A 12,319-nucleotide genomic window follows, 5' to 3' on the forward strand; every position below is an offset into this window, starting at 1 on the left:
GGGGTGGTTCGGAGACGGGGACGGGAAGGAGGGGCGGGAGGGGAGACGGGGACGGAGGCGAGGACGTGCGGCGGCAGGGGACGGCTCAGACGGAATGGAACGGCAGGCCGGCGCCGGCCACCAGTTCCAGGTCCTCATCGCTGTCCGCGGGCAGCAGGGTCGGGGTGCCGTCGGTGACCGGGACGACGCCCAGCTCCAGTAGTTCGGCCATGGCCGCACCGCCCGCGAGGTCGCGCACCTGGAGCTGGTAGCGGGCCGTCGTGCGGTAGGTGCCGCCGTGGTCGTCGCCGGTGCGCTGCAGGAATCCGGAGTCGGTGAGGAACGTGACGGCCTTGGCGACGATGCCGGTGGTCGAACCCGCGAGCCGGCGTGCGTCCTTGGTCGCGCCGGTCGCGCTGCGTCTCGCCCAGACCCGCCAGGCCGTCTCCAGCCCCGGGGCGTCACTGGCCGGGTCGGTGTTCTCGCCCTGTTCCGCGGCCCGCTCCTCCAGACGGTGGCAGGCCTGGCGTACGAAGGCGTCGACGCCGTTGACGGTGACCCGTCCGATGTAGGCGTCGTCGGCGAGGTCCTCGGGACGCGGGAAGGCCATGACGGCGACGGCGAGGTGTGCGAGCCCGTGCAGGAACCGGTCGCCGCCGTCGGCGGAGGTCCGCCGCGCGTAGTCGCCCATGCGGACGGCGAACACCGAGTCCTCGGCGGCGGTCACGGCCATCCCCGCGCGCGGGGACACCTCGAGCACGATCAGGCCGAGGCCGGTGGCCACGGCGTCGGCGAGGCGCGCGAACGGCGGGTCCTCACGGTAGCGGCGCAGCAGGTCCGCGTACTCCTGGTCGCGGGCCGGCTGCAGCTTGGGCTGGAGGCCGAAGGCGACGAGCCGCGCCGCGTCGGCGGCGTCGGCGGGTGTGACGGCGGCGCTCGCCGGTGCGGTGGAGGGCTCCGCCTCGCTCCACTCGGCATGCTCGCTCACGGACACGGTTCCTCCTCGCGCTGGCGAACGACGGTGACGGCGGCAACGACGGTACTGGCGGCCTGCCCGGAGCCGGCGGCCTCCGCAGGCTCCCCGAGGTCCGGCGGAACGCCCATCAGGCCGCCTCCGTCCGGTCCGCCGCCATCCCCGCCGCGTCCAGCAGGGCCGTACCGACGATGAGGTCGGCGCCGCCGAACTCGGGGTCGTCCAGTTCCACACCGTCGTCCACCGCGAAGAGCAGGCGCCGCTCGCCCTGGCGGTAGGCGGTGCCGACCGGCGGGCTGGCCGCGTGGACCGCCAGCAGAGCCACCAGGTACGGGAGTTCGGGGTCCTGGCGGCGGGCCTCGGCGAGCAGTCCGGACAGCCGTCGGGGCGCGTCGGCCGGCAGTTCCAGCAGGGTGGTCGCGGCCGTCAGCTGCTCCTCGGTGAAGCGGCTGTCGTCCGGTGTGGCGATCAGGTCGGGTTCCGGCATCTCGGCGCCCAGGTGCTCCCGTTCCACCGCCGGGGTCAGCAGGATGTCGACGAGGTCGGCGACCCGGACGGACACCGGTGTACGCAGCCCGGTGCCGCGGGCGAAGAAGGCGTCGGTGATCCGCACCGCCTGCTCCAGGGGCAGGGGGAGCAAGGGGGAGAGGAGGTGTCCGTAGAGGTCCGTGCCCGAGGTCGAAGCCGGCGTGGCGAAGGCCTGCCGGTCCTGTTCGGCCCGGAACAGCGGGCCGGCCTCCAGCAGCCGGGACTGCAACTGGGTGTGCCGGCGGATGCAGTCCTTGACGATGTCCACCAGCTCGGCGGCCCTGCGTTTGTGCTCGGGGTCCTCCGATTCGTCACGGGCCTTGCGGATGTTGGTGAGGATCGCGTTCTCATGGCGGTACCGGTCCGCGACGTGGTCCAGGGCCTCGGCGATCATGTCGGGAACGGCGCTCAGCCAGTCCACCGCGCGTACATTGCGCCGGGTGGCGTCCAGGGCGCGGCGCAGCGATTCGGAGTACTGCACGGTCCGGTAGCGGGCCTGCTCGGCGGCGAGCTGGGCGTCGGCGAGCCTGCCCCGGTTGATCAGCACCTCGAGTTTGACCTCGGCGGCGATCTGGGCACTGGTGACATCGGTGTCCAGGGCACCTACCAGGACGTTGACCGCCTCGTCCGTGGTCCGCAGGTAGACAGTGCCGCCGGGGCCGGGGACCTCCTCGATCAGCTTGAAGTCGTAGTCGCGGCGGACATAGCTGCCGTCCGCGCCGAGCACGCCGTACACCGCGCGGAAGCCGCGGTCGACACTGCCGACGTTGATCAGGTTCTCCAGGACCCAGCGGGCCACCCGCTCGTGCTCGGCGGCCGGTCGGCGGGGAGCCTGGGCGGTGATGCGCGGGACGAGCCGGGCGACTATCTGGTCGTGGTCGGCACCGGTGTCGAAGTCCATGTTCAGCGTGACCAGGTCGATGGCCGCCAGGGCGACCTCCGCCATGCCGTACACCGAGTACTCGCCGGCCAGATTGGCCTTGCGGGCGTCCAGGTCGTGCAGCGGCGCGGTGCAGGCGAGTGCGCGCAGCCGCCGGGCCAGCCCCTCGTCGGCCGCCGGGCCCGGCGCGGGCCGCGGGCCCGCGCTGAGCTGGGGCGGAGCACTGTCCGTCGATGCAGGTGAAGTCACGGTGCACAGACTAGGTCCTCGGTCTGACAACGGCCCAAACGACGCAGATGCACTCCGGTGTCACGGTCGTCACACTGCTCCGAGCCCACAGGGGCCGCCGGGGCCCGCTGACGACCCGTTCGCTCCGGACGCGGTGCGCGTCGGGCGGCGCGCGGCCGGACCCGTACCAAAAGGGCCCGGCCCACCTCATCGCCGCACGGCGACCCTCACTGCCGTGCGGCGCCCCTGAACCCCGGGGGCTCCCCCGCCGTCAGCGCGGCCAGTGCCGCCGACACCGCGGCGGAGCTCCGCAGATCGAGCCGGACGCTCGTCCCGCGCGCGCGGTGCCGCAGGTCGTCGGCGGCGAGCGCGAGGAGCTGGGGCAGCAGGTCGGTGCACCGACGGGCCACCCATCCGGTGCCGGCGGTGGCCAGCCACCACAGGCTCGCCGCCAGGGTGGGTGCCGCGGACTCCGGCTCGGGCGAGGGCGCGGGTCCGGGGGCGAGACCCCGTTCCGCCAGCAGCGCGTGGAACCTCACGGCCAGTTGGCGGTGTCCCCGCTCGCCCGGGTGCATCCGGTCCGCACTCCACATCGCACGGTCGGCGACCCAGTCACCGTCGCTCGCGTGCAGGTGCACCGCGCCGTACCGGTCGGACAGCGCGTGGACGACGGTGTTGAGCGCGCGCTGCCGGCGGGCGAGCGGCCTGGCCAGCGCCCCGGGCAGGCCCATGGTGCCGCCGGGGTCGGGCAGGCACGCGGTGAGCAGCACGGCGCCCTGGGCCGCGCAGGCCGCGTACACCTGGTCCAGCTGCCTGGCCACGGCGTGGATGTCGAAGCCCTGGCGCAGGGTGTCGTTGACCCCGACGACGACCGACACGAGGTCGGGCCGCAGGGCCAGTGCCCCGGGGAGTTGGCCTTCGAGCACGTCGTGCGTCTGCGCCCCGCTCTTCGCCAGGTTGGTGAACCGTACGGGCCGCTCGTCCAGCGACCCGGCGAGCAGCGCGGCCCAGCCCCGCCATCCGTCCCCGGCGCGGTCTCCGACGCCCTCGGTCAGCGAGTCGCCGAGGGCCACGAACCGCACGGGTCTCATCTCGGGCCTCCCCGTGCTGCGGACGCGGGCCGGACGGGCGCCACGCCGTCCGGCACGCCCTCCCGCGCGGCCGTCCGCGGGGCCTCGTGGGCGTCGAGGAACGCCGTCACGGCCGCTCCCCACCCGAAGCACTCCGCACGTGCGCGTGCCGCCGCGCGCCGCTCCGTCTCCGGCCGTCCCAGCAGGAGTTCGACGGCGTCCGCGAACGACTCCCCCCGGTCCTCCGCGACCGCCCCGGCGGAGCCGATCACCTCCGGCAGCGCGGACGAGGTGCTCGCCACCACGGGGGTGCCGCACGCCATCGCCTCCAGCGCGGCGAGCCCGAAGGTCTCCGCGGGCCCCGGCGCCAGGCACACGTCCGCGGAGGCCTGGAGCGCGCCGAGGAACGCCCGGTCGAGGACGTGGCCCAGGAAGACGACCGGCAGTCCGCGTTCCCGGGCGCGCTGCTCGAGCCGCGGCCGCAGCGGTCCGTCCCCCGCCACCACCAGCACCGCCCGCCGCCCGCGCCGCAGCAGTGCCTCCAGCGCGTCCAGCGCCGTCCCGGGCCGCTTCTCCACGGACAGCCGGGTACACGTCACCAGCAGTGTTTCCGCCCCGCGCGCGTGGCGGGCCCGCAGCCCGGGGTCGTGCAGCGCGGGATGCCGCTCCGTCAGGTCGACGCCGAGCGGTGCCCGTACGACGTTGCGGGCACCGATCCTGGCGAACTCCCGCTCGGCGAACTCGGTGGTGCACACGACACGCGCATAGGTGTGGGCGGTGCGGGCGTTGAGGGCGTCGGCGGTGCGCCGCGCGACCCCTTCCGGCAGCCCCCAGGTGCGCAGCACGCCGTCGGCGGTCTCGTGGGAGACCATGACCGCGGGTACCCGGGCCCGCCGCGCCCATCTGCCGGTCCAGCGCAGGGTCGTACGGTCGGACACCTCGAGCCGGTCGGGAGCGAGTTCCTCCAGCAGGGCGGCGATCCGCCGCTTGTCGGTGAGGACGCGGTAGCCGCCGGTGCCGGGCAGGAGCGGGCCCGGCAGGGTGATCACCCGCCCCTGCTCGGTCTCCCGGTCGCTCTCCCGCTCACCGGGAACGACGAGCACGGACTCGTGCCCCGCCTCCCGGTAGCCCCTGCCGAGCTCCCGCAACGCGGTGCGCAGTCCGCCGGAGGCCGGCGCGACGAAGTTCGCGAGCCGCACGATCCGCAGCGAGCCGTCGACACCCTGTGGGCGCCCGACGCCCTGCGGACACTCGACGCCCTGCGTGCCGTCGGCACCCGGCACACCGGTCGGCAGGGCCTCCGTTCCCACCGGCCCGTTCACGCCGCCACCGCCGTCCTGCGCCCGGCGAGCACATCCGTGTAGTGGCCGATCAGCCGGTCCCCGACGGCCGCCCAGGTACGGCCCTCGACCGTCGCGCGCCCCGCTGCCCCGTAGGCGGCCCGCCGCCGTGGGTCGGCGGCCAGCGACCACACCGCGTCCCGTACCGCGGCTGCGTCGCGCGGCGGCACCAGGAACCCGGTACGCCCGTGCGCGACCAGGTCCAGCGGGCCGCCCGCGGCGGGCGCGACCACGGGCACGCCGCTCGCCATGGCCTCCTGCACGGTCTGGCAGAAGGTCTCGAACGGTCCCGTGTGGGCGAAGACGTCCAGCGAGGCGAAGATCCTCGCGAGTTCGTCACCGGTGCGTCGTCCCAGGAAGACCGCGCCGGGCATGGCCTGCTCCAGACCCGGCCGGCTGGGGCCGTCGCCCACGACGACGACCCGCACTCCCGGCAGGGCGCTCGTTTCGGCCAGCAGCTCGACCTGCTTCTCGGGGGCGAGCCGGCCGACGTAGCCGACGATCAGCTCGCCGTTCGGGGCGAGTTCCCGGCGCAGTGCCTCGTCCCGCAGTTCGGGCCGGAAACGGGCGGTGTCCACGCCGCGCGGCCACAGTTTGACCCTGGGGACGCCGTGCTCCTGAAGGTCGCTCCGCGCGGCGCCGGACGGGGCGAGGGTGAGGTCGGCGGCCGAGTGCACGGACCGGATCCGACGCCAGGCCGCGGCCTCGCCCGCGCCCATGTACGTGCGGGCGTACCCGGCGAGGTCGGTCTGGTAGACGGCAACGGCCGGCAGGCCGAGACGCGAGGCCGCCGCCATGCCGCGCACACCGAGCACGAAGGGGCTGGCCAGATGGACGAGATCGGCCCGGTGCTCGGTGATTGCCGCGGTGACACGCCTGCTGGGGAGAGCGACGCGGACCTGGGGGTAGCCCGGGAGCGGGAGGGAGGGGATCCGGACGACGGGGCACGGGGCCCGGTCGTCGGGTTCGTCGCCCGCAGCGGTGGGGGCGACGACGACAGGGCTGTGACCGCGGTCCACGAGGTGCCGTGCGGTCTGGAGCGCGCAGTGAGCCACGCCGTTCACGTCAGGGGGAAAGGATTCGGTCACGATGACGACTCGCATACGGGTGTTCTCGCCGCGCCGGACGTGGCCACGTCAACGTGGATCTTTCCGGCCGGGGAACGTCCCATGAGCGTTGCGTCGCACACCCGCAGGGGTCGAACACCGGCCATGCGCTCCTGCCCAGCGGGACATCCGGCGTTCACACCGCGCGCCCCGGGCGGGTCACACGAGGGTCTCCCCGGGACCGATCCGGCTGCGTACGGCGGTCTGCACCTCGGCCTCCTCGGCCGGGTCGACGGCGAGCCGGCGCAGGCGCTCGAAGACTCGGGCGTCGCCGGTCTCTGCGTGCCGCGCGGCGATCTCGCGAGTGGACTCCTCGCAGTCCCAGAGGCACTCGACGGCGAAGCCGCTGCCGAAGGAGGGATCGGTGGCCGCGAGTGCGCGGGCGGCCCGGCCGCGCAGATGGGAGGAGGCGGTCTCCCGGTAGATGTGGCGGAGTACGGGAGCAGCACAGGTGATGCCCAGGCGTCCGGCGCCGTCGACGAGGGTCCACAGGGTCGGCGCGTCGGGGCCCTCGCCCCGTACCGCCTCGCGCAGCGCGGCGAGGACCAGGTCTCGGTCCTGCGCGCCGCCCCGGAGGGCGAGGACACGGCCGGCGGCGGCGCCCAGGGCGTCGGGCCGGTGGGCCCAGCGGCGCGCACGGTCGACGGCGGCGAGACTGCGCATGCGTTCGAACGCGTCGACGGCGGTCTCCACGACGGGCGCCGGCCCGGTGGCCACGGCGCCCTCGATCAGGGCGAGGGCGTCCGGATCATTGCTGTCGGCGAGGTAGCGCAGGGCGGTGCAGCGGGCCCCCTCGGTGCCGTCCTCGGCGGCCCGGACGATCTCGGGCCGGTCCTCCGGGCCCGCCACGGCGCTCAGGCAGCGGGCGGCCGGGACATGCAGGGCGGTGCCGCGTTCGACTCCCTGCTGGGCCCATTCGAAGACGGCCCGCACGCTCCACCCGGGACGGGGACCGGTGGGGCGCATCTGCCGCTGCCAGCGGTCGAAGCAGCCGGCCTCCTGGGCGCCGCGCACACGCGTGGCGACGGATTCGCGCGGATCGTCGGCCCACAGGCGCCAGGGCCGCGGCTCGAAGGCGTCGCGGACGGTGGCGGCCAGTTCGGCCTCGCCCTCGGCGTCGGTGGTGAACCGCGCGAGCACCGGGACGGCGAGGGCGCGCAGACCCGCGTCGTCGTCCCGGAGGGCGAGTTCGTCCAGGGCCCAGGCCCAGTTGGAGCCCTCGGCGGCGTACCTGCGCAGCAGGACGAGCGCGTCCCGCCTGCCGTAGGAGGCGAGGTGCCCGAGGACCGCGAGGGCGAGCCCGGTCCGTGACTCCTCGGTGTCGAGGATGTCCTCGGCCCCGAAGAGGTGCGCCTCGATCGCGTCCAGTTCGCCGTGCAGATCGAGGTAGAGGCGGGCGTAGTAGAGGGAGCGGTTCTCCACCTGCCAGTCGTGGCGCGGATCGCGCAGCACGCAGTGGTTCAGCGCCGCGAGCGTTTCGGAGCGCGGGGCGGTGAGCGCGTGCAGCGTGCCGTCGCCGCGGCCACGCTGAAGCAGGCCGAGCAATGTACCGCTGGGCGCTATGACCGGATCGAACATGGGAAACAGCCTCACATCAAGCGTCGACGCAACCGGGGACGTGCATTACCTGGCCGCGTGCCAACACGTCGGGGCGCCCGCCGTTTCCTGCTTGCTGTAGACCATCTTCCTCTGCCTCTCGTCGGTGGCCCGTGCGGGCCGCGTCACGGCCCGCGCGGTGCGGCAACACCTGCCCAGCCATCGCGTCCGTGAATCACGTCGTCATGATGACCCGGCGGTCACATCTGCCGCGACCGAATTCCGGCGGCCTCGTACCGCCTACTCCGTTTCCCGTGGTTTCCCGCGGTTTCCCGCGGTTTCCCGTGCCCTCGCCGGCCGGAGCGCCGGCGCAACGTCCGGTTCAGCACTCGGCCCGGCTTCGGCCCCCTGTGCGGTTCAGTGTTCACCGAACAGTTCGAGCAGTTCCGCGCGGCCGAACATCCGGGCCGTGTCGACTGCCGAGGGAGTGCCCGCGGCAGGGTCGGCACCACCGTGCAGAAGGGCCTTGACCACCTCGGTCTCGCCCTTGAAGGCGGCCCCGGCGAGCGGGGTCTGCCCCCGGTCGTTGATCCGGTCGGCGTCGGCGCCGCGCTCCAGCAGCGCGCGGACCACTTCGGCATGACCGTGGTAGGCGGCGAGCATCACGAGCGAGTCGCCCCGGTCATTGGTGAGGTCGGCAGGCACACCCGCGTCGACGTAGGCCACGAGTTCCCCGGTCCGGCCGCGCCGGGCCAGATCGAAGATCTTGGTCGCCAGCTCCACGACCTCGGGGTCAGGGGCTTCAGTCATATCGGCCGGACCGCCTCTCACCACGGATCACTCCGCACATCGGGGACAGGGTGTACGTCTGCGAGCGGTGCAGAGCCGTACGGGTGAATCGCCAGGGTACTGGCTCGCGCGGCACATGAGCCGACGTGCCCGAGGTAAGGATCACGGGGCACCCGGTCGGACACAGCCGGATGCGACAGCCCACGTCCGCCGGGTCAGGAACGGTCCGCACCGGTCCGCCGACCGGGCGAAACGCTCACCGATTAACCCAGTTGCACCTTTTGTCGTATAGATACATTCTGTGAGGATGGAAGTACTCATGGTGACTGTCCCCCATGAACCAGGAGAACTCACATGATCCTCTCGATCTCAGGCGTGGTCCTGCTCGGCATCGTCCTCTTCATCTTCTGCCGCAAGGACGGCCTGAAGCCGTTGCACGCCGTGGTGGCCCTGCTGTTCGGCTTCTATCTGGCCAGTACGGCCATTGCGCCGAGCATCAAGGCGGGCGGCGAAAGCCTGGCAGGCCTCCTCGGCGGAATCAGGTTCTGACCCACCGCACCCCCTCTCCCCGACGCACCCGCCCACCCGCACACACTGGAGGCAGCAGTGGCCCGGCGCCCCCTTCCCCACATCCTGAGGAACGGCGGCATCCAGCTCGCCCGGAGCCGGGAGCTGGCCCGGACGGCGGCCGACAGCGCCACGGACGTCCTCCATCCGCTCATCACGATCACGCGCGGACTGCGCCGGCTCGCCTCGGCCGGACGGCGCAGGTGGCTCGCCACCCCCAAGGAGCGGCGCGGAGCGCTGCTCTTCCTGGTGGCATCGGTGGTCCTGGTCGTGGCGCTCCTCCCCTACGGCCCCCTGCTCGCCGTCATCACCCTGATGGCGGCGGCGGCCTGGCAGGGCCGGGACCGTGCCCCGGCCACGTCCGACGGGCCCGACGAGTCACAGATCCAGCGCCTGAGGTCGCTGTACGAAGCCCTGGTGCCGTACTTCTCGTCCGCCGGGGATCCGGACCCCCTCTACACCCACGGCGGCGCGTGGGAGAACGCCTTCCCCGAGTACGAGTTCGACGGCACCGGCCGCATCACCCACCTGCTGATCAGCTATCCCGCGTACTACACCGACGGCGAACCGGAGTCCCGCGCCCGGATCGAGCACCTGCTCGCCGCCAAGTCGGGGCGCGGCCGCGAATACCACTTCGCCTGGGACGAGGAGGGCAACCAGCTCACGGTCCGCGTCCTCGCCCCGCTGCCCGCCGACATCGCCGCCCAGCGCTTCGTCACGTCCCCCGGCGAGACGGTCCTCGGTTTCACCGACCCCACCCGGGTGCGGCGGACCCTGCCGCTCACCCACGGCAAGGAACAGCGCGACGTTCCCCCCGTCGTCTGGCGCACCGGCATCCGCTCCGCCGAGCCCCATCTGCTGGCAGCCGGGCACCCCGGCAGCGGTACCTCCACGCTGTTGCGCTCCATCGCACTGCAGGCACTGGTCCACGGCGATGTGATGATCATCGACGGCGGCGGCACCGGTGAGTACGCGTGCCTCACCGGCCGGGACGGCGTGCTCTCCGTCGAGTGCGGCCTGGCGGGGGTCCTGGCGAGTCTTCGGTGGGCCGCGCACGAGACGGAGCGCCGCCTGATCGTCACCAACCGGGCCCACCAGGCGGGCGACCCGCCACCCGCGGACACCAGGCGGCCGCTCTGGATTCTGCTGGACCGCCCGAGCGCGTTCACGCACCTCGCCACCGCGGACGGCCGCGAGGATCCCCAGTCGCTGCTCCAGGTCCCGCTGCGGCACGGCCGCCCGGTGAACGTCACGGTGGTCGTCGCCGATCAGCTCGACAGCATGGAGGCCCTCACCGACGCGGTACGGCAGCACACCCGCGCGCGTGTCGTCCTCGGACCCGCGACACCGGAGCAGGTGGCGGCCGTCCTGGGCGCTCCCCCGCACACCACACCCGTCGAACACGTCCCCCCGGGTCGCGGCTACGCCCGTCTGGGCACGGGCCCGGTTCACCGGATCCAGGTGCCGGCCACGCCGAACCCGTACGACGACGCGACCAGCGACGCCCACCGGCAGGCGGTACTCGACCTGCTCCCGGCCCGGACGACTCCGGCGGACGCGGAAACGGAGGCGCGGACGCCCGAGCGCCCACGGCCGGTACCCGGCCTCCTGTCCAAGGCGCCTGTCGACGAGACCTCCGTGGACACGGCCCCGGCGATGGCCGACCGGCACACCTAGGACAACGTGCCCGCGGAGGCGGCCGTCGCCGAATCCTCCTGACCGCCCACCGCCCTCGAACACCGCGCGCAGGCGCCGCCCGTCCGCCGTGGCTACGCCACGAAGGAGCGCGGCACCTCCGCCCCCGACGTCCCGCCGGTCTCGACGATCCGTGCCGCCGCGGCCAGCCGTACCGCCGCCTCCTCGGCCACCGCGCCGCCCACGGTGAACGGCAGTCGCACATATCCCTCGAACGCCCCGTCGACCCCGAAGCGTGGCCCCGACGGCGCCCGTACCCCGACCCGCTCCCCCGCTTCGGCGATCCGCGACCCCGAGAGCCCACCGGTACGCACCCACAGAGTGAGCCCGCCGCGCGGGACCTCGAACTCCCAGTCGGGCAGCTCCCGGCGCACCGCGCCGACCAGCGCGTCCCGGTTCTCCCGGGCCTGCGCGCGTCGGATCTCCACGGCCCGCTCCCAGCCGTCCGTGCCGAACAGCCAGTTCACCGCGAGCTGTTCCAGTACGGGCGTGCCCAGGTCGGCATACGCGCGCGCGGCGACGAGACCGCGGATCACGTCGGGGGCCGCGCGCACCCAGCCGATACGCAGACCGGCCCAGAACGCCTTGCTCGCCGAGCCGACCGTGATCACCGTGGAGCCGGCCGGGTCGAAGGCGCAGACGGGGCGCGGCATCTCCACATCCGGATCGAGCCAGAGCTCGCTCATGGTCTCGTCGGCGACCAGCACCGTCCCCGCCGAGCGCGCCGCCTCCACCAGCCGGCGGCGCTGGTCCTCGTCGGCGAGCGCACCGGTCGGGTTGTGGAAGTCCGCGACGACGTACGCGATGCGCGGCGCCGCTTCCCGCAGCACCTGCCGCCAGTGGTCCAGGTCCCAGCCGGCCAGCCCCTCCGCCATGGCGACGGGGACCAGCCGGGCCCCGGCCTCCCGCATCAGCTGGAGGATGTTGGCGTAGGACGGCGACTCGACGGCGATGCGCTCGCCACGGCCTCCGAAACGGTGGCAGATGGCGTCGATGGCACCCATCGCCCCGGTCGTCACCATGATCTGCTCGGGCATGGTCGGGATGCCCCGCGCGGTGTACCGGTCGGCGATCGTCGCGCGCAGCGCCGGCAGTCCGGCCGGGTAGTCGCCGTGGGTGTGCGCATAGGGCGGCAGTTCCTCGAGGGCGCCCTGTACGGCGCGGGTGAGCCAGGGTTCGGGCGCGGGCAGGGCGGCGCAGCCGAGGTCGATCACCGAGCCGAGGGCCTCGGGGGGCAGCGGTTCCAGTCCCCGCGCGGGCACCGGGTTTCCGGCCGGCACGGCGGTCCAGCTGCCGGCGCCGCGTCGTGACTCCAGGAAGCCCTCGCCGCGCAGTGCCTCGTAGGCGGCGGCGACGGTGGTGCGGCTGACGGACAGGGCCAGGGCCAGTTCCCGCTCGGCGGGCAGCCGGGCGGCCACCGGGACGCGTCCCTCGAGCACCAGCAGCCGGATCCCGTCGGCCAGGGCACGATAGGCGGGCGGGCGGCGGGCGCCGGGGCCGGCCTGTCGGCCCTGCTGGGAGCCGAGCAGCCGGGCGAGCTGCGCCGCACCCACCGCCGAGGTCCACTGCGCCATCTGAATCAGTCCACCTTCCTCGAATTGGCCATGGATGGCATTCCCCTCCCTGCC

At 73.9% G+C, this 12,319-nt stretch carries 10 protein-coding genes; 2 read left to right on the forward strand and 8 right to left on the reverse strand.

Translation table 11 applies throughout. The features are described from left to right. Positions 1-85: 85 nt before the first annotated feature. The 7 genes from DIZ27_RS17705 to DIZ27_RS17735 form a co-directional block, all read right to left on the reverse strand. Entirely contained in the window at positions 86-967 is an 882-nt protein-coding gene (locus tag DIZ27_RS17705) for a hypothetical protein (RefSeq protein ID WP_109379556.1), read from the reverse strand. Positions 968-1,082: 115 nt separating this feature from the next. After that, the gene (locus tag DIZ27_RS17710) at positions 1,083-2,609 is read right to left on the reverse strand and encodes a hypothetical protein (protein ID WP_109379397.1); all 1,527 of its coding nucleotides are present in this window, start codon (positions 2,607-2,609) and stop codon (positions 1,083-1,085) included. Between the two features lie 206 nt (positions 2,610-2,815). Further along, positions 2,816-3,679, reverse strand: coding sequence for an SGNH/GDSL hydrolase family protein (locus tag DIZ27_RS17715; protein WP_109379398.1), 864 nt, complete (start codon positions 3,677-3,679; stop codon positions 2,816-2,818). After that, positions 3,676-4,866 (reverse strand): glycosyltransferase, encoded by a 1,191-nt coding sequence (locus tag DIZ27_RS17720; protein WP_258308437.1) that lies wholly within the window; start codon positions 4,864-4,866, stop codon positions 3,676-3,678. The genes DIZ27_RS17715 and DIZ27_RS17720 overlap by 4 nt, the downstream gene beginning before the upstream one ends. A gap of 110 nt (positions 4,867-4,976) precedes the next feature. Next, a complete protein-coding gene (locus DIZ27_RS17725; protein ID WP_109379399.1) occupies positions 4,977-6,101 on the reverse strand; it encodes a glycosyltransferase family 1 protein in 1,125 nt (374 codons plus the stop codon). Between the two features lie 162 nt (positions 6,102-6,263). After that, on the reverse strand, positions 6,264-7,682 hold the full coding sequence (locus DIZ27_RS17730) for a hypothetical protein (RefSeq protein WP_109379558.1): 1,419 nt from the start codon (positions 7,680-7,682) through the stop codon (positions 6,264-6,266). A 375-nt stretch (positions 7,683-8,057) separates the two neighbouring features. Next, positions 8,058-8,450, reverse strand: coding sequence for an ankyrin repeat domain-containing protein (locus tag DIZ27_RS17735; protein WP_109379400.1), 393 nt, complete (start codon positions 8,448-8,450; stop codon positions 8,058-8,060). A 333-nt stretch (positions 8,451-8,783) separates the two neighbouring features. Between DIZ27_RS17735 and DIZ27_RS17740 the strand changes: the two genes are divergently transcribed. Both DIZ27_RS17740 and DIZ27_RS17745 read left to right on the forward strand, forming a co-directional pair. Beyond that, positions 8,784-8,978 (forward strand): hypothetical protein, encoded by a 195-nt coding sequence (locus tag DIZ27_RS17740; RefSeq protein ID WP_109379401.1) that lies wholly within the window; start codon positions 8,784-8,786, stop codon positions 8,976-8,978. Positions 8,979-9,035: 57 nt separating this feature from the next. Next, the gene (locus DIZ27_RS17745; RefSeq protein WP_109379402.1) at positions 9,036-10,673 is read left to right on the forward strand and encodes a hypothetical protein; all 1,638 of its coding nucleotides are present in this window, start codon (positions 9,036-9,038) and stop codon (positions 10,671-10,673) included. A 92-nt stretch (positions 10,674-10,765) separates the two neighbouring features. Here DIZ27_RS17745 and DIZ27_RS17750 read toward each other — a convergent pair whose 3' ends face one another. After that, positions 10,766-12,265 (reverse strand): PLP-dependent aminotransferase family protein, encoded by a 1,500-nt coding sequence (locus DIZ27_RS17750; protein WP_109379403.1) that lies wholly within the window; start codon positions 12,263-12,265, stop codon positions 10,766-10,768. Positions 12,266-12,319: the final 54 nt, after the last annotated feature.

Source organism: Streptomyces sp. NWU339, from assembly GCF_003143855.1.
In the GTDB taxonomy this organism is placed as follows: domain Bacteria; phylum Actinomycetota; class Actinomycetes; order Streptomycetales; family Streptomycetaceae; genus Streptomyces.

What these genes read in the sequence shown, in the direction of transcription:
- DIZ27_RS17740 (WP_109379401.1), top strand. Translation starts at nt 8,784, where the DNA reads ATGATCCTCTCGATCTCAGGCGTGGTCCTGCTCGGCATCGTCCTCTTC.
- DIZ27_RS17725 (WP_109379399.1), bottom strand. Translation starts at nt 6,101, where the DNA reads ATGCGAGTCGTCATCGTGACCGAATCCTTTCCCCCTGACGTGAACGGC.
- DIZ27_RS17715 (WP_109379398.1), bottom strand. Translation starts at nt 3,679, where the DNA reads ATGAGACCCGTGCGGTTCGTGGCCCTCGGCGACTCGCTGACCGAGGGC.
- DIZ27_RS17735 (WP_109379400.1), bottom strand. Translation starts at nt 8,450, where the DNA reads ATGACTGAAGCCCCTGACCCCGAGGTCGTGGAGCTGGCGACCAAGATC.
- DIZ27_RS17750 (WP_109379403.1), bottom strand. Translation starts at nt 12,265, where the DNA reads ATGGCGCAGTGGACCTCGGCGGTGGGTGCGGCGCAGCTCGCCCGGCTG.
- DIZ27_RS17730 (WP_109379558.1), bottom strand. Translation starts at nt 7,682, where the DNA reads ATGTTCGATCCGGTCATAGCGCCCAGCGGTACATTGCTCGGCCTGCTT.